We start from the raw sequence: 17,921 nt of genomic DNA on the forward strand, positions 1-17,921 counted from the left end.
AATACTTGTTGTGAAGCAATAAGGTCATCATATGATTAAACAAAGAACATTAAAACAAAGTATTAAAGTCACAGGTGTTGGTTTACACAGTGGAAAAAAAGTGACTTTAACACTGCGTCCTGCTATGCCAAATACAGGCGTGCTTTATTGCAGAACCGATCTTAATCCCCCGGTAACTTTTCCGGCGAATGCAGATTCTGTTCGAGACACGATGCTTTGTACGGCATTAGTCAATGAACAAGGCATTCGGGTTTCTACAGTAGAGCATTTGAATGCCGCATTAGCAGGTTTAGGTATTGATAACATTATTATTGAAGTTGATGCGCCAGAGATCCCAATTATGGATGGTAGTGCGAGTCCTTTCATTTATTTGTTATTAGATGCTGGAATTGAAGAACAAAATGCGGCTAAGAAATTCATTCGTATCAAGCAAAAAGTACGGGTTGAAGATGGCGATAAATGGGCAGAACTTTCGCCTTACAATGGTTTTAGACTAAATTTCACCATCGACTTTGATCATCCTGCGATTAGTAAAAAAGTGCGCAATTATGTAATGGATTTCTCTGCACAGGCCTTTGTGCACCAAATTAGTCGTGCCAGAACCTTTGGGTTTATGAAGGATATCGAATACCTTCAATCTCAAGGATTAGCTTTGGGTGGTAGTCTTGATAATGCAATCGTCCTTGATGATTACAGAATCCTAAATGAAGAAGGATTACGCTTTAAAGACGAATTGGTACGTCATAAAATGTTAGATGCCATTGGTGATCTTTATATGGCTGGCTATAACATTATTGGTGATTTTAAAGCTTATAAGTCCGGACATGGATTAAATAACAAATTGTTACGAGCAGTGTTGGCTAATCAAGAAGCTTGGGAATTTGTGACCTTCGAAGATAAGGCTGAAGTCCCACAAGGCTATGTCGCACCGACGCAGGTCTTAATTTAATCCTATTGCTGAAAAAGCTATACTTCGTCGGAAGTATAGCTTTTTTATTTTCTGTGTTATCAATACCTTAGTTTTGGAGGTTTTATTATGAAGAAATTATTTACCGTGCTCCCGCTTGCCTTAACGATTTCAACGGCAATGGCTTATCAACAGGATAAAACCTATCATTTCACCCTATTACATACCAATGATACCCATGGTCATTTCTGGCCAAATGCCAAAGGTGAATATGGTTTTGCTGCACAGAAAACCATTATTGATCGCGTACGTGCCGAAGTAGAAAAAAATGGCGGATCAGTAATTTTATTAAATGCCGGTGATTTTAATACCGGCGTGCCAGAGTCCGATATGTTAACGGCTGAACCGGATATTAAAGCTTTTAATTTAATGGGATATGAAGCAACCACTTTAGGTAACCATGAATTTGATAACCCGCTACAAGTTCTAGATATGCAGGAATCTTGGGCAAACTTCCCATTTTTGTCAGCTAATGTCATTAATGATAAAACCGGCAAACCTTTAGTAAAACCTTATACCGTATTGGATAAACAAGGACTAAAAATTGCCGTAGTTGGTTTGACTACGGAAGATACAGCAAAATTGGGTAATCCGGAATATTTAGCCAATAATGTTACTTTCAAAGACCCGACGGAAACAGCAAAAAATACTATTAAAGAATTAGATGAAACAGTTAAGCCAGATTTAAAATTTGCCTTAACCCACATGGGCTATTATTACGATGCTCAGCATGGATCTAATGCACCTGGCGATGTGTCGCTTGCGCGTAATTTACCAAAAGGTGCATTTAACGTGATTATTGGTGGTCATAGCCATGATCCAGTTTGTGTAGATGAAAAAGGCGTATGGATTAAAGATTACCAGCCAACCCAAGCCTGTAAACCTGACTTCCAAAACGGTAGCTGGATTATGCAGGCTTATGAGTGGGGCAAATATGTTGGCCGTGCTGATTTTGAATTTAAAAACGGTGAGTTGAAATTAGTCAACTATCGACTTATCCCGGTCAATTTAAAACATAAAGTTACCAATGCCGAGGGTAAAACTGAATATGTGTTATTTGGTGAAGAAATTCCGCAAGATCCGGAAATGCAAAAATTGCTCCAAACCTACCAGGATAAGGGAAGTGAGTTGCTAAACCAAAAAGTTGGTGAGTCTCATGGAAAATTGGAAGGGGATCGTACTATTATCCGCTTTGAACAAACTAATCTCGGCCATTTGATTGCCGAAGCGCAACGCCAAAAAGTTAAAGCCGATGTGGGGATTATGAATTCCGGTGGTGTGCGTGATTCACTTCCATCTGGTGACATTACCTATAAAGATGTGCTAAAAGTGCACCCTTTTGGTAACCAAGTGTCTTCCGTTGAATTAAATGGCCAAGAATTATTAGATTATTTAAATGTGGTTGCACTAAAAGAAGTGGATTCCGGTGCTTATGCTCAATATTCTGGCATTTCGATGGTGGTTGATCGTAAAGCCGGTAAAGTTGAAAACGTGAAAATTCAAGGAAAACCGTTGGATTTGAAGAAAATCTATCGTGTTTCCTTACCAAGTTATAATGCGGCGGGTGGTGATGGTTATCCTAAACTAACTAAGAACCCAACTTACGTGAATAGCGGTTTCATTGATGCCGATGTATTGAAAGAGTTTTTACAAAAAAATTCACCGATTGATGCCGCAAAATATGCACCAAATAATGCCGTGACTTTTAAATAGGAGAAATTGATGAGTTTGCCTTTGTCCGAAATTCGTCAGCAGATTACCCAAATTGATCGCAGTATTTTAAAGCTGCTTTCTGAACGCCATCGCTTAGCCTTTGATGTAGTGCGTTCAAAAGAAGTAACCCAAAAGGCATTGCGCGATTTACCTCGTGAACAAATCCTGTTGCAGGAATTGGTTCAATTCGCGGAAAGTGAAAATTACCAGTTGGAACCCCAATATATCATCGATATTTTTCAACGAATTATTGAAGATTCGGTGCTCACCCAACAGGTTTATTTGCAACAAAAACTGAATGAACAACGAGAGCAAAATCTGCATATTGCCTTCTTAGGCAAACGTGGTTCCTATTCCCATTTGGCCTCACGAAAATATGCTGCCCGTTATCAAAAACAGTTTGTTGAAATCGGTTGTGAAAGTTTTCAAGAGATTTTTGACAAAGTGCGTGATGGCGAAGCGGATTTTGGCATATTACCATTGGAGAATACCACTTCGGGAATGATCAATGAGGTATATGATTTGCTACAACACACAGAGCTTGCATTGGTTGGCGAGTTAGCCTATCCAATCAAACATTGTGTGTTGGTCGGCGAACAGGACGATTTAACTCAAATCGACACGCTATATAGTCATCCACAAGTGATTTCCCAATGCAGTCAATTTATTCAAGGGCTTGATAAAGTGCATATCGAATATTGTGAAAGCAGCTCACATGCTATGCAATTAGTGGCTCGTCTGAATAAACCGAATATTGCTGCATTGGGTAATGAGGACGGTGGCAAGCTATATGGTTTACGGGTATTACGCACGGATATTGCTAATCAGCCAAATAATATTACTCGGTTTATTGTGATTGCGAGAAAACCACGTGAAGTTTCGCCGCAGATTCCGAGTAAGACATTGCTCTTAATGACCACCGCACAACGAGCAGGGAGTTTGGTTGATGCGTTATTAGTGTTCAAAAAACACCATATCAATATGACCAAATTGGCATCACGCCCGATCTATGGTAAACCTTGGGAAGAAATGTTCTATTTGGAAATTGAGGCCAATATTCATCATCCTGATACTCAAGCGGCCTTGGAGGAATTGAAGCAATATAGCAATACCTTCAAGATTTTGGGCTGTTATCCAAGTGAAATCGTTAAACCGGCACAGGTTTAAGGCATTTTTCCTTTACTAAAACGCCCCCATGAAAATCAGAGTTTTGCCTAAAATAGGATGTAACTCATTGATTTTATTAAGGTTGCTATAAAAAGTTAAAAACGCGCTGATAAGCGCGTTTTTTTATTTATTTGTTAGCCAAAATGACAGCACGGCAAGGCGCGGGATAATCTTCGATAGTTTTACTGTGATCTTGTGGATCCAGAAAATCGATTAAACTCTCATTTTCCAGCCATTCGGTTTTACGCTGCTCGGCTGTGGTTGTGAGTGCCACATCAACACAACGCACGTTGCGGAAACCGACTTTTTGTAGCCAATGAATTAATGCTGACACTGAAGGAATGAAATAAACGTTTTTCATTTTGGCATAGCGCTCGCCAGGCACGAGAACAGTATTTTCATCACCATCCACAACCAGTGTTTCCAATACCAATTCACCCCCCGGCGCTAACTGACTTTTTAGTTGGGTTAAGTGGTCTAGTGGGGATTTGCGATGGTACAGTACGCCCATTGAAAAAACGGTATCAAACACGCCTAAAGGCTGCATTTGCTCAATTCCTAATGGAATTAAATTCGCACGCCGATCGTTATTTAACAGTTTGCGTACGGCTTCGAATTGGCATAAAAAGAGAGCGGTTGGATCGATCCCCACAACTATTTTTGCTCCGGCACCAACCATTCTCCACATATGGTAACCGCTACCACAACCAACATCGAGCACCGTACGGCCAGCCAATGGCGCTAAGTGGGGTAATACGCGATCCCATTTAAAATCAGAACGCCATTCGCAATCCACATGGATATCAAATAAATGGTAAGGCCCTTTACGCCAAGGCATCAGCTGTTTTAAATGATGCACAATGCGTTGCTTTTCGCCTTCACTCAAGGCCTGTTGGGAGGCACTTTGTACAGCCGTTTGCAAATTAATTTCATCGGCCTGCAAGGTCGGTAACTGTTCAATAACTTTCGCCCATTTGGCATATTCACCATGGGGCTGGCTTTGCCATTGTTTGAGCAATGCAGGCAGGGTTTCTAGCCAAGGCGCAAGCTCAGTGGCGGCAATTTGTTGGTAAAACGGACGAAAGTCAATCACGATAAGGCTCCTTAAAAGAATAGGGGCGGCATTTTAGCTGATTTACAACGATTATTCTATTTTCCTTTTCGCTGCCTTTTCACTAAAATGATGCCTTGGAAAATCTGAGGTCTACCATGGAAAGTGCTGAATTATTAATGAATGTAACACCCAACGAAACCCGTATTGCGTTGGTAGAAATGGGCGTATTAAAAGAAGTGCATATTGAGCGCCAGGCTAAACGTGGCATTGTGGGAAATATTTATAAAGGACGTGTAACCCGTGTATTGCCAGGCATGCAATCGGCGTTTGTGGATATTGGGCTAGAAAAGGCGGCCTTTTTGCACGCTGCGGATATTGTGTCGCACACCGAATGTGTGGATGAAAAAGAGCAAAAACATTTCCGCGCGAAAACTATTTCAGAATTAGTACGCGAGGGGCAGGATATTGTCGTGCAAGTGGTAAAGGATCCTTTAGGAACTAAGGGCGCACGATTGACAACGGATATTACATTGCCATCTCGCTATTTGGTATTTATGCCTGAAAATAGCCATGTTGGGGTTTCGCAACGTATTGAAAGCGAAGAAGAGCGGGCAAGGCTGAAAGCATTGGTTGAACCTTTTTGTGATGAGTTAGGCGGTTTTATTATTCGTACTGCGACAGAAGGGGCTAGCGAAGAAGAATTGCGACAAGATGCAGAGTTCTTAAAACGCTTGTGGCGTAAGGTATTGGAACGACGCGGAAAATATCCGACCCGTTCTAAAATTTATGGTGAGCCGGCATTACCACAGCGTATCTTGCGGGATTTTATCGGTACTAATTTGGAGCGAATTTGCATCGATTCCAAATTATGCTTTGCTGAAGTGAAAGAATTTACCGATGAATTTATGCCTGAATTATCGAAAAAATTAATGTTGTATAGCGGTAATCAACCGATTTTTGATGTTTATGGTGTGGAAAGTGCCATTCAAAATGCATTAGATAAACGGGTAGATTTAAAATCCGGCGGCTATTTGATCATTGAGCAAACGGAAGCCATGACCACTATCGATATCAATACCGGTGCCTTTGTCGGCCATCGTAATTTGGAAGAAACGATTTTTAACACCAATATCGAGGCCACCAAAGCGATTGCCCAACAGCTACAATTACGAAATTTAGGTGGGATCATCATTATCGATTTTATTGATATGCAAAGCGAAGAACATCGTACGCGTGTGTTGGAATCCCTCGAACAGGCGCTGTCTAAGGATCGCGTGAAAACCGGGGTGAATGGCTTTACCCAGTTAGGATTGGTAGAAATGACCCGCAAACGTACCCGCGAAAGTTTGGAGCATGTGCTATGTGGCGAATGTCCAACGTGCCATGGACGTGGTCGGGTGAAAACCGTGGAAACCATTTGTTATGAAATTATGCGGGAAATTATCCGCGTGCATCATCTTTTTGCCAGTGAGCAATTTGTGGTCTATGCCTCACCTGCGGTATCGGAATATTTGATCAATGAGGAATCCCATGGCTTGTTGCCGGAGGTGGAAATGTTTATTGGCAAACAGGTGAAAGTGAAGATGGAGCAGTATTACAATCAGGAACAATTTGATGTTGTGGTGATGTAACGCCCCCTCGAAATGCAACGTTTTTCCAAAAATGAATGCTAAGTCATTGATTTTATTGGGTATGATTTAAAAAAGAAAAAACGGTCATTGCTGACCGTTTTTTTGTATTGATTATTGTACCAACAAATAGAAGTTACTATTGCCACGCAGAATATTCAGCGCCACAGCAGAGGGTTTTTGCTCCAGAATTTTGCGTAAATCCTGAGTGTTTTCTACCGCTTGGCGATTCACACCAATAATCACATCACCGTCTTTCAAACCGCGTTGGGCAGCCATTGAACCTGATTTGACATTACTAATTTCCACGCCCTTAACGCCTTTTTTATCGTAGTTGGCGAGTTTGGCGCCGTCTAATGCCGGTAACTCGGCAGCATCACTCAATTGAGTGCCATCATCGGCTTGCAATTTAACGTTCACATTATTGGATTTACCATCGCGTAAGTAGGTAAGTTCAATCTCTTTACCTACACCGGCAGTGGCAATTTTTGCACGTAATTCGGCAAAGCTTCCAATTTTTTGGCCATTCATTGCGGTGATCACATCACCGGCTTTCAGACCGGCTTTTTCGGCCGCCGAATTCGCAATTACTTCGCTGATAAATGCACCTTGTTGAGCGTTGACATTAAAGGCTTTGGCTAAATCTGCATTGAGTTCGCCCCCCTTAATACCCAGCATACCGCGACGTACTTCACCGAATTCCAGAATTTGCTGCACGATATTATTGGCTTGATTACTTGGAATCGCAAAGGCGATACCGGCATTACCGCCGCTTGGTGATATAATGGCGGTATTGATACCGATTAATTCACCATTCAAGTTAATTAAAGCACCACCGGAATTGCCACGGTTTACCGCTGCATCAGTTTGAATGTAGTTTTCATAGGCGCCGTTATCGGAGCCGGTAGAACGACCGAGTGCAGATACAATACCGGAGGTAACGGTTTGTCCGATCCCGAATGGGTTACCAATCGCCACGGTAAAATCACCTACTCGTAATTTATCTGAGTCGGCCAATTTAACTTCGGTGAGGTTGGCCGGGTTTTCGATTTGAATTAAGGCAATATCCGATTGATCATCTTTGCCAACTAATTTAGCTTTGAATTCACGGCCATCTTGTAATTTTACGGTGATTTTGTCAGCTCCATCGACGACGTGATTATTGGTAAGCGCATAGCCTTTGGCTGCATTAATAATTACACCGGATCCCAGTCCGCGGAAATTACGTCCGCCACGTTGACCAAGATCACCGAATTGGTCGCCAAAGAAAAATTTGAATTCTTCCGGAATATCATCAGGCATCGCGCTACGGCTACTTTTAGCTTTCCCTTCAACGGAAATGGTGACAACCGCCGGTTGTACTTTTTCTAACATCGGTGCCAAGCTACCTTGCTGTACGATAGCGTCTGGAATTGTGGCCTGAGCACTAAAGGAACTGCCCAATACACTTAAACCGAGGGCAATACTGCTTAATACAAAATGTCTTTTTTTCATAAAATTCTCCAATAAGAAAATAACAATTCCGAGTAAAAATCGGCGCCTACTCAGACCACAAGATGGGGAAAATGTTCTGTAAAAACAAGGGAATTGATAAAAAGAATAAAAAAATGCGGTGGCTGTTGAAATCACTTTAGGCCGACCGCATTTTGTTTGAATTTTATGTTTAGGAATTTTGTTGTTCGGATTGACTTTTTAATAATCCGGAAGAACCTTCGGAATAATCTCGTGGCGCTTGTTCCGGATGAGATTCACCGACTGCTGTGACTAATTGTTGAGTAAATAGCCCTTTACGACTTTGTTCGCCAAGTAAGGTATTAGAGCTGTTGGCATAGTGGCGATAGAGTTTTTGATAATCGTTAATTAAGGTCTTAAACAATTCGGCACTTTCGGCAAAGTGTTTTTCTAATTGTGCTTGTTGGGTTTCTAATTGAGCATTGGCCATTTTTAGAGCGCTTTCTGTTTGCGCTTGTTTCTTAATTGAGCCTTTGGTGAAACGCAATAGCGCATAGCCTAAAATCAAACCGATAATCAGTCCGATAGCACCAGCAAGAAGAATTTCGGGGGTTAGTGTTTGCATGTTGTCCTCCTTATGTGATGAAGCGAGTCTAACAAAAAAGCCACGATGGATCTTTGCTTGGGATCACAAATTTTACAAAGTTGTTACTTTTGTTTTTTATAAGGCAGAAATAATGACGATTTCTACTTTCCAACGCGGATCGGCTAATTTCGCCTGTACGGTGGCTCGTGTTGGTGGATTTTGGTTATCAACCCAGTTATCCCAAGCACGGTTAAATTCAGCATAATCGGCCATATCGCTTAAGAAAACTTGGGCAGAAAGAATCTTGCTTTTATGACTACCGATTTCTGCCAGTAAATGGTCAATTAACGCCAATACTTCAGTAGTTTGTTCATAAGCACCCTGTTCAAGGGTATGTTCCGGTACTTGGCCGGCTAAGTAGGCTGTTTGGTTATGAATTGCCGCTTCGCAAAAACGTGGGCTGATGTGTAAACGTTTGATTGTCATAGGAACTCCTTCAATAGGGATGGCGCATTCTAAAATGCAGGCCATTTTTTGTAAATTTTTAAATTTGCACTAAAATACCTGACAAAAATATTGAGGTTCTCTGATGAAATTGCTCATTTCTAATCAACATGGCGCCATTGTAATGGCGTTGCTTCCTTTTCTTTATGGTATGTTGCTCGGTAATCCGGTAGCCGAACATGCCTGGTTATTAGCAGCTTGGAGCTTTTTGTATTTAATGACTTATCCCTTTTTAAGTCTGTTTAAGGGGAAAAATCTGACGGAATATCGTAAGTGGACAATGATTTATGGAACGCTTAGCGCATTGTTTGCTATTCCTGCGTTGTTCTATAACTGGCGGATAATTTATTTCGGATTAGCGATGTTGCCATTGGTCGCACTTGCCATATATTTCACAAAAAAACGAGATGAGCGCAATTTACTTAATGATTTCGCTGGGATTTTGATTTTCGCTTTGGCTGGAATGGCGGCTTATTATTTTTCAACGAATGTATGGGATGAAAAAATTTATTGGGTGGCTCTTTATCCTACATTGTTTTTTGTTGGCACCACACTTTATGTGAAATCTATGCTGCGTGAGCGCAAAAATCCTCGTTATCTGCGTGCTTCCATTATTTATCACGGATTCTGTGTATTACCTTTTTTGTTTTTAAATCTGAATTGGTTGGCATTGGCCTATGGCGTACCATTATTGCGTGCAGTTTTATTACCGCAAAAGAAACTTTCAGTAAAACAGGTCGGTCTAACCGAGTTCTTAATTTCGGCAATGTTCTTTGCTTTTTTATTAATCGCAACCCTATAGGGAGTTAATTATGCAATTGGCAAAATATTTTATCGCACTTTCCCTTTTCTTAAGCTCCCCCTTATGGGCAATGAAAACCATAGATTTAAGCGATAAAGCCCATTTAAGCGATGAGCAAAAAATAACCCTAGCGCAAGAGGCAGCGAATAAACAGGATTGGAAAGCGGTATTCAATATTTTGTATCCCTTAGCGCTAGAAGGCAATTTACAGGCGCAAAGTAACTTAGGTATGTTGTATAACCTAGGCCGCGGGACGGAACAGGATAAGGAAAAGGCTTATTGGTGGTTTAGCGAAGCAGCTGAAGGTGGCAGTATTAAAGCGATTAATAATTTAGCGGTAATGTATTATCGTGGCAGTTTTGTGAAGCAGGATGTTCCGCAGGCGATTAAGTTGTTTGAAACTACGGCAATTCGTGGCAAGGATCAGGATGCAATGTTGATGCTGGGGGATATTTATTATGCTCAAAAGGACTACGATAAATCCTTTGAATGGGTTAATAAAGCTGCAGCAGCCGGTAATTTAGAAGGTAAATTCCGCTTGGCTAGAATGTATGAAGAAGGCATTGGCACTTTGGCTAATCGCACGCTTGCCCGTCTGCTATATGCGGATATTTTACGGACAGAAAATGCTCCGGATGAATTAAAAGAAGCGGCGGCGGCCCGGTTAGCTCGATTGTCCCGTTAATGCAAGAGTAAAATTCAGTTATTAAAATAAAAAACGGCGGTCAAATGACCGCCGTTTTTCTCACTAATGATAATAGGATTATTGTTTACGCCAGGTTGTACCGTTAGCGCCGTCTTCCAACACAATCCCCATGGCGGTGAGTTCGTTACGGGCGGCATCGGCAGTTGCCCAGTCTTTGGCCGCTCGGGCTTCGTTACGCTGCTTGATGAGAGCTTCGATTTTAGCGACTTCATCATCGTCAGAGCCGGCTTGTAGGAATTTTTCCGGATCCTGTTGTAGCAAACCTAAAATCGCACCTAATTCACGCAAACGGGCGGCAAGGCCATTGGCTTTTTCAGCATCTTCAGTTTTCAATTTATTGATTTCACGAGCCATTTCAAAAAGGACAGAGAGAGCATTTGGCGTATTAAAATCATCATCCATTGCTTCGCGGAAGGCTTCTACAAAATTTTCACCACCAACAGCAACTGCTTGCGGGTCGGTACCCCGTAAAGCCGTGTACAAACGTTCCAATGCACCCTGTGCTAAATTTAGGTTTTCTTCGCTGTAATTGAGCTGGCTACGATAATGTGCGGTTAATAGGAAATAACGCACTGCTTCGGCATTGTAGTGGTTTAACACATCGCGAATGGTGAAGAAATTGCCGAGGGATTTCGACATCTTTTCCTTATCCACCATGATCATACCGGAATGGATCCAATAATTGACATATTGGCCGCCATGTGCACAGCAAGATTGAGCGATTTCATTTTCATGGTGTGGGAACATTAAATCAGAACCACCACCGTGAATATCAAAGTGTTCTCCCAATTGTTTGCAGTTCATGGCCGAGCATTCAATATGCCAACCCGGACGGCCTGCCCCCCAAGGGGATGGCCAGCTCGGCTCATTCTCTTTGGACATCTTCCACAGTACGAAATCCATTGGATTTTTTTTGATTTCATTGATTTCAATACGAGCGCCAGCTTGTAATTGATCAAGATCTTGACGGGATAATTTGCCGTATTCCTTAAAGCTTTCTACATCAAACATCACATCACCATTATCGGCAACATAGGCATGACCGCGGGCAATGAGTTTTTCCACAATCTCAATGATTTCAGGAATATGATGGGTGGCACGTGGTTCAAAGTCCGGACGCAACACATTCAATGCATCAAAATCCTTATACATTTCTTGCACCATGCGATCCACAAGTTGCTCGCAGGTTTCTTTATTTTCTAGGGCGCGTTTGATGATTTTATCGTCCACATCGGTGATGTTACGCACATAGGTGAGCTCGTAACCTAAAGAGCGTAAATAGCGGGCAATCACATCAAAACACACAAAGGTACGGCCGTGGCCGATATGACATAAATCGTAAACGGTAACACCGCACACATACATGCCGATCTTATTTGCATGAATCGGTTTAAAGATTTCTTTTTCGCGGCTGAGGGTATTAAAAATTTTTAACATCGTGGCTCTCTTAACATTAAAAATGCCGCACGCCAGGTGGCGCGTGTGCGGCCTTTATGGAATAATGGGTGCCTTTCAGTTCAAAGGAGCATTAAATGATCACATTACATACGAATTTCGGCGACATTAAAATTAAATTGGATTTTGATAAAGCGCCGAACACCGCTGAGAACTTTATGAACTACTGTAAAAGCGGGTTTTATAATAACACAATTTTCCATCGTGTTATTGACGGATTTATGATTCAGGGCGGTGGTATGGAAAGCGGAATGCGTGAAAAAGCCACCCAAGCACCGATCAAAAATGAAGCTAACAATCGTTTAAGCAACAAACGCGGTACTTTGGCCATGGCGCGTACTTCCGATCCACATTCGGCCACCGCACAATTCTTTATCAACTTGGTGGATAACAATTTCTTAGATTATCGTGCGAAGGAAATGTTTGGCCGCGAAGTGGTACAGGAATGGGGCTATGCCGTGTTCGGTGAAGTGGTAAAAGGGATGGACGTGGTGGATAAAATTGCCAAGGTAAAAACCGGTAATCACGGTTTCCACCAAGATGTACCGAAAGAAGATGTGGTGATTACTGCCGTTTCGGTGGAATAATGATGAAGGGCGCTACGGAATCAATGGCGCCCTTTTCAATGTGACATCCAAACGCCCCTTCGATTTTTAATTTTTTTCTTAAAATTGAATATAACTCATTGATTTTATTATAGATGATTTTTAAGTCACATATAAAATGTGACATTTCCCCAATTTTCAATCTGCGACCTTAACTATGGCTTTTTTCGATACCCATACTCATCTTGATTACTTACAACAATTTAGTGGCGAGCCCTTGTCGCAGTTGCTTGCTAACGCCCTTGCCGCCGATGTGCAAAAAATCTTGATCGTTGCGGTTAAGGAAAGCGATTTTGCCACTATTCAAGCTATGGTGGAGGCATTTCCACAACAATTGCGCTACGGCTTAGGATTGCATCCACTCTATATTCAAACCCATCAAATGGAGGATTTGGAGCGTCTGGAAGGAGGCTTATCAAAATGCGATAGCCGTTGCACAGCGTTAGCAGAAATAGGCTTAGAACGGGCGATTGCCGATTTATTGAGCGATGAATTATGGCAAAAACAGCAGTATTTCTTGGAGAGCCAACTATACCTAGCGAAGCAATATCGATTATCGGTGAGTTTACATAGCCGCAAATCCCATGATCAATTATTGGCCTTTTTGAAGCGGGCAGACCTACCTCAAGGTGGCGTACTGCATGGCTTTTCGGGGAGCTATGAACAAGCTAAACGGTTTGTGGATTTGGGCTATAAAATTGGCGTAGGCGGTACTATTACTTATGCGCGGGCCAATAAAACCCGCCAAGCTATTGCGAAATTACCCCTTGAGGCGTTAGTGCTTGAGACGGATAGCCCCGATATGCCGGTGTTTGGTTTCCAAGGTCAGCCCAATCGACCGGAACGCATTGTGCAAACCTTTGAGGCGCTGTGTGATTTAAGAAGTGAAGGGGCAGAAGAAATTCGGGAAATGCTTTGGCAAAATAGCTTGAATTTATTTGCTTAAAGCTTAAAGCGATAAATCACCTGATTGGCCGACCCTCGCCAAACCAAGCTCGGATCGGCCTGTTCTTGGATAAATTTTCCATCAATTAGCACATCAATGAAGGGCAACATTTGGCGTTGATAATCGTCAAGCTCGTCAAGTTTATAGCCTGTCCATACCCAAATATCCTTATCTGGACATTCTTTTTTTACCCGTTCAACAAAAGGCAACAAGGCTTCGACATTCCGTGGATGTAGCGGATCGCCACCGGAAAGGGTAAGCCCTTGGCGTTTAATTCGAGTATCTTTTAAATCATTAATGATTTGCTGCGCCATCGCTTCATCGAACAATACCCCGTTATCAAACGACCAGCTTTTTTGGTTATAGCAACCGCGACAGGCATGCGTACAACCACTAACGAATAGTGTACAGCGTGTTCCTTCGCCGTTCACGATATCAACCGGATAGTATTGTAAGTAATTCATATCAGCCCTCAATTTCGCACTAACTCGCGCTTCGATGTTTTGGCGGTTGCATTCGGCGGTCGATTCTTGCATAATAGCGCCCTCATCGCGCAAGCGATTCAATGGAAACCTTCTCGGTCTCTCGCAATCGTCTCCGGTTTACCCGGTCAGGTTCGGAAGAAAGCAGCCAAAGTCGGAATTTCGGTGTGCCGAGAATTAGCTGGGAAGGTTTCCGCCCTACCTTCCCTTCTTATTTATACGCGTTCCGCCAATTGTTTAAAGAACCCTTTTTCTAACTGTAGTAGTTCGGTGTAACTGCCTTTTTCAATTAATTTCGCTTCATCAATCACGCATAAGGTATCGAATTGCTCGATCGCAGTGAGGCGGTGAGTTACCATAATTAGGGTTTTATTTTCAGCATGAGCCAAAATTAAACGCAGAATTTGTCGTTCAGTTTCGCGATCTAATCCTTCGGTTGGTTCATCCAATAATAAAATCGGCGCATCATTTAATAAAATACGGGCCAAACCTAAACGGCGTTGTTCACCACCGGAAAGTGGCCGACCACCATCGCCTAACCAAATATCCAATCCTTGTTCCTGTTCCAACAATTTCGCTAAACCAACCTGTGTTAAGACTTCGCTCATTTTCTCATCGGAAATTTCTAGGGCACTGGCAAATTGTAGGTTTTGTCGTAGGGTATCGCTAAAAACATGGACACGTTGAGTCAAAAAGCAAAATTGCTTGCGTAAGGTCTCCTCGGCATAATCAGCAATTGGCTTACCGGCAAGGTGTAATTGACCTTGGTCTGCATCATAGTTGCGCACTAATAATTGCAGAAGTGTTGATTTACCACTACCGGTTTTACCTAGAATCGCAACTTTTTGGCCTTTCTGAATCGTCAAATTGAGATTTTCTAAGGCCGGATTGCGGCGTTCCGGATAGGTAAAGAAAAGATCCTTAGCTTCAATGAGTGTTGAGACATTGCTGTCCAATTCGGCATTGCCATCAAAGACCACCAAAGGTTGTTGCTCAATAATATCGGTTACCCGTTCCGCTGAGGCAATTACCTGACCGATATGTAAAAAAGCTGCACCCAACGGCATCAAAATTTCGAAAGAGGCGAGTGCGGCAAAGGTGAAAAGTGCAATAAATGCCATGCGATATTCGCTATTGCCCAAATCGGCTTGGGCACTGAAATACAACATAGCGGCAATAATCAAACCATTTAAAAATAATGAAAGAGCGCTAGAAAGACCACTTAAATCAGCTTCTTTTTGCTGCTTGTTCTGCCAATCTTGTTCATTTTCAGTTAATTTTTCGCGCAATTTATTTTCAGCATTAAAGAGTAACAATTCCGCTTGTGCCTGAATAAACTCCAGGAAGCGATTGCGATATTGGGCTCGGGAGAAGACCAATTGTTCACCGAATTTTTTTCCCAATTGGTAAAAAATTGTTGGAATAGATAAAACCAAGATTAGCAATGCCGCGCCTAGTCCCAATGCCAAGGATGAATTAATAAAACTTAATCCCAAGGTGATGGCTAAGATCACCACGATTGCCGAAACAAAAGGAGCGATAAGGCGTAGATACAGACTATCTAAGGTATCAACATCAGCAACTAGGCGGTTTAACAAATCGCTGTTGCGGTAGCGATTTAGAACGGCCGGGCTTAGTGGAATGATCTTTTCAAATACCTGCACCCGTAATTTTGCCAAAATGCGGAAAGTAGCATCGTGAGTGACCAGTTTTTCAAAATAGCGGAAAACGGTACGGCTAATGGCTAAACCGCGTACAGAGGCGGAGGGATAGAAAAAGTTAAATAGCGTGCCGAGACCAGCGATTGCCGTTGCCGCTAAGAACCAACCGGACACCGTTAATAAGCCGATACTGGAACCCAGTCCGATAATCATCAGCAATAAGCCTAAAAAAAGTGGCAGTTTGGCAAATTTAAATAAACGTAAAAAAGGAAAAAGGGCTCGCATTATTGAATATCCTGTTTTCGTTGCGCCAATAACTCGGCGAAGAAGCCTTGATTTTGTAATTGTTGGAAATTGCCTTGTTGCACAATTTCACCTTGTTGCATCACTAAAATATTGTCGCATTGTTTCAGATCCTCAATGCGGTGGGTGATCATCAAGGTAGTTTGTTGTCGGCTAATTGCCGCTAAGGCGGATAGCACCTGATTTTCCGATTGCGCATCCAGACTTGCAGTGGGTTCATCAAGTAATAATAAGCTGCCTTGACGCAATAGTGCACGGGCAATGGCTAAACGCTGTGCCTGACCGACAGAGATGCCAAGACCACCATCTTTAATTTCACTATCTAAGCCTAATTTATCGGTAAATTCCTTGGCCTGTGCGGTGATTAAGGCGTGTTCAATTTGCTCCTCTGAGGCTTGAATATCACCTAAAAGTAGGTTTTCCTTAATGCTACCTTGGAGCAATAATGGGTTTTGCCCTACCCAGGCAATTTGTTTCCGCCATTGTATCAAGTCGCTTTGGTTAAGCTCGCTACCGTTAATTTTAAGGCTGCCTTGGTAAGGTAAAAAACCGAGTAATACATTTACCAATGAGGTTTTTCCCGCACCACTTTGGCCGACAAGCGCCACATGGCTTGCTTGTGGTATATGGAAGGAAAGAGCTTTGGTTAATGGCTGACCTTGCGGCGACAGCACCACCAAATTTTCCGCCTGGATTTCCACCGCATGTTGTACCGGAATTTGTTGATTGCCTTGATGGGCGATCAAATAATCTGCTTCTAAAAATTCAACGATTGCATCGGCAGCACCAATACCAGCTGCTCGATCATGATAATAGGTGCCGAGGTCGCGTAGCGGTTGATAAAATTCCGGTGCTAAAATTAAGCAGAAAAAGCCGCTAAACAGCGTGAGCGTTGTACCATAGGTACCGAAATCCATTTGTCCTAAATAGCTAAAACCAAAATAAACCGCCATTAACGCAATGGAAATCGAGGTAAAAAATTCCAATACAGCGGAGGACAAAAACGCCATTTTCAACACATCCATGGTGGTTTCACGGAAATCCTGTGTCGTCTTTTCAATATGTTCTGTTTGCTCCCGACTGCGATTGAATAAACGCAACGTTTCCACACCGCGTAGGCGATCTAAAAATTGTGCGCTTAAACGGGCGAGGGTGGCCATATTTTTTTGGCTGCTATCTGCGGCGGCAATTCCCACCAAAATCATAAAAATCGGGACCAATGGAGCGGTGACCATTAAAATTAGGCCAGCAGCCCAGTTGAGCGGAAATACAGCGATTAAAATCACCATTGGCACAATGGCGGAAAGGCTTTGTTGCGGCAAATAGCGGGCATAAAAATTATGTAGGTTTTCGACCTGTTCCAACATAATGCTTGCCCAACTCCCAGCCGGCCTGCCTTGAATCACGGCGGGACCAACTAGGCGGATTTTGTCCAAAATTTGTTGCCGAATATGGTTACGCAGGGCTTTACCTGCTTGGAAACCGATCTTTTCACGCGCCCATAAAATGCCGGCGCGTAACCCAAACCCTACAATTAAGCCGAGGAAATACGGCCAAAGCGTAGTGGCAGAAGCCTGTTGCATGATCAATTGATCAAGCAAGGTAGCAAGAAAATAGGTTTGCGCCACCAGAATGAGCGAGGAAAGTGTCGCTAGAGCAATATTGGCTCCCATGAGCTTTTTAATGGGCTGTTGCTGGGCTTTGAGCCATTTTTGCAAATATTTTTGACGGGATTTGTCCATACAATGTGCGGTATTGTGTTTTTTAGACATTAATTTGGAGGCCGGTGGTTTTAAAATGCCATGCCATTTTTTCAAGTTTTTCCGAAAATTAATGCTAAGTTATTGATTTTATTAGGGTTGGTGTGAAAATTAAATTGTCGGGAAAAAG

General features: G+C 42.4%; 16 protein-coding genes and 1 other RNA gene. 9 read left to right on the forward strand and 8 right to left on the reverse strand.

Going from position 1 to position 17,921, the window contains the following annotated elements:
- The first annotated feature begins 31 nt into the window (after positions 1-31).
- From lpxC to CKV74_RS05980, 3 genes are all read left to right on the forward strand, one after another.
- Entirely contained in the window at positions 32-949 is a 918-nt protein-coding gene (lpxC, locus tag CKV74_RS05970) for a UDP-3-O-acyl-N-acetylglucosamine deacetylase (protein WP_095176864.1), read from the forward strand.
- 87 nt (positions 950-1,036) lie between these two features.
- Positions 1,037-2,680: a bifunctional UDP-sugar hydrolase/5'-nucleotidase UshA gene (gene ushA / locus CKV74_RS05975; RefSeq protein ID WP_095176865.1), complete on the forward strand. Its 1,644-nt coding sequence runs from the start codon at positions 1,037-1,039 to the stop codon at positions 2,678-2,680.
- Positions 2,681-2,689: 9 nt separating this feature from the next.
- Positions 2,690-3,847 (forward strand): chorismate mutase, encoded by a 1,158-nt coding sequence (locus tag CKV74_RS05980; RefSeq protein ID WP_007242821.1) that lies wholly within the window; start codon positions 2,690-2,692, stop codon positions 3,845-3,847.
- Between the two features lie 127 nt (positions 3,848-3,974).
- On the opposite strand, the gene cmoB is transcribed toward CKV74_RS05980, so the two are convergent.
- Positions 3,975-4,940, reverse strand: coding sequence for a tRNA 5-methoxyuridine(34)/uridine 5-oxyacetic acid(34) synthase CmoB (gene cmoB, locus CKV74_RS05985; protein WP_007243049.1), 966 nt, complete (start codon positions 4,938-4,940; stop codon positions 3,975-3,977).
- A gap of 116 nt (positions 4,941-5,056) precedes the next feature.
- On the opposite strand from cmoB, the gene rng reads away from it, so the two are divergent.
- Positions 5,057-6,532, forward strand: a complete 1,476-nt coding sequence (gene rng, locus CKV74_RS05990) for a ribonuclease G (protein WP_007243042.1) — start codon at positions 5,057-5,059, stop codon at positions 6,530-6,532.
- A 111-nt stretch (positions 6,533-6,643) separates the two neighbouring features.
- Here the strand turns inward: rng and CKV74_RS05995 are convergent, their stop codons facing one another.
- From CKV74_RS05995 to CKV74_RS06005, 3 genes are all read right to left on the reverse strand, one after another.
- Entirely contained in the window at positions 6,644-8,023 is a 1,380-nt protein-coding gene (locus CKV74_RS05995) for a DegQ family serine endoprotease (RefSeq protein WP_007242811.1), read from the reverse strand.
- A gap of 169 nt (positions 8,024-8,192) precedes the next feature.
- Entirely contained in the window at positions 8,193-8,606 is a 414-nt protein-coding gene (locus CKV74_RS06000; protein ID WP_007243011.1) for a Z-ring associated ZapG family protein, read from the reverse strand.
- 96 nt (positions 8,607-8,702) lie between these two features.
- Entirely contained in the window at positions 8,703-9,053 is a 351-nt protein-coding gene (locus CKV74_RS06005; RefSeq protein WP_007242917.1) for a RidA family protein, read from the reverse strand.
- Positions 9,054-9,156: 103 nt separating this feature from the next.
- Here CKV74_RS06005 and CKV74_RS06010 point away from each other — a divergent pair, with 103 nt between their 5' ends.
- Both CKV74_RS06010 and CKV74_RS06015 read left to right on the forward strand, forming a co-directional pair.
- Positions 9,157-9,873, forward strand: a complete 717-nt coding sequence (locus tag CKV74_RS06010; RefSeq protein WP_095176866.1) for a YwiC-like family protein — start codon at positions 9,157-9,159, stop codon at positions 9,871-9,873.
- Between the two features lie 10 nt (positions 9,874-9,883).
- Positions 9,884-10,558, forward strand: coding sequence for a tetratricopeptide repeat protein (locus CKV74_RS06015; protein ID WP_007242831.1), 675 nt, complete (start codon positions 9,884-9,886; stop codon positions 10,556-10,558).
- A gap of 78 nt (positions 10,559-10,636) precedes the next feature.
- Here the strand turns inward: CKV74_RS06015 and cysS are convergent, their stop codons facing one another.
- Complete coding sequence (cysS, locus tag CKV74_RS06020) at positions 10,637-12,016, reverse strand: cysteine--tRNA ligase (RefSeq protein ID WP_095176867.1); 1,380 nt, start codon at positions 12,014-12,016, stop codon at positions 10,637-10,639.
- 95 nt (positions 12,017-12,111) lie between these two features.
- On the opposite strand from cysS, the gene CKV74_RS06025 reads away from it, so the two are divergent.
- Together CKV74_RS06025 and CKV74_RS06030 are read left to right on the forward strand one after the other, a co-directional pair.
- Entirely contained in the window at positions 12,112-12,621 is a 510-nt protein-coding gene (locus CKV74_RS06025; protein WP_007243033.1) for a peptidylprolyl isomerase, read from the forward strand.
- Between the two features lie 175 nt (positions 12,622-12,796).
- Complete coding sequence (locus CKV74_RS06030; protein WP_007242816.1) at positions 12,797-13,585, forward strand: TatD family hydrolase; 789 nt, start codon at positions 12,797-12,799, stop codon at positions 13,583-13,585.
- Here the strand turns inward: CKV74_RS06030 and nrdG are convergent.
- Positions 13,582-14,049, reverse strand: a complete 468-nt coding sequence (gene nrdG / locus CKV74_RS06035) for an anaerobic ribonucleoside-triphosphate reductase-activating protein (RefSeq protein ID WP_095177138.1) — start codon at positions 14,047-14,049, stop codon at positions 13,582-13,584. The two genes, CKV74_RS06030 and nrdG, sit on opposite strands and share 4 nt — an antisense overlap.
- Before the next feature lie 110 nt (positions 14,050-14,159).
- On the opposite strand from nrdG, the gene ffs reads away from it, so the two are divergent.
- Positions 14,160-14,258: signal recognition particle sRNA small type (ffs, locus tag CKV74_RS06040), an RNA gene on the forward strand.
- A 24-nt stretch (positions 14,259-14,282) separates the two neighbouring features.
- On the opposite strand, the gene cydC is transcribed toward ffs, so the two are convergent.
- Both cydC and cydD read right to left on the reverse strand, forming a co-directional pair.
- Positions 14,283-16,013 (reverse strand): heme ABC transporter ATP-binding protein/permease CydC, encoded by a 1,731-nt coding sequence (gene cydC / locus CKV74_RS06045; protein WP_007243044.1) that lies wholly within the window; start codon positions 16,011-16,013, stop codon positions 14,283-14,285.
- Positions 16,013-17,773 (reverse strand): heme ABC transporter permease/ATP-binding protein CydD, encoded by a 1,761-nt coding sequence (gene cydD / locus CKV74_RS06050; RefSeq protein ID WP_095177139.1) that lies wholly within the window; start codon positions 17,771-17,773, stop codon positions 16,013-16,015. The genes cydC and cydD overlap by 1 nt, the downstream gene beginning before the upstream one ends.
- Between the last annotated feature and the right edge of the window lie 148 nt (positions 17,774-17,921).

It is taken from the genome of Haemophilus pittmaniae, from assembly GCF_900186995.1.
Classification (GTDB): domain Bacteria; phylum Pseudomonadota; class Gammaproteobacteria; order Enterobacterales; family Pasteurellaceae; genus Haemophilus_D; species Haemophilus_D pittmaniae.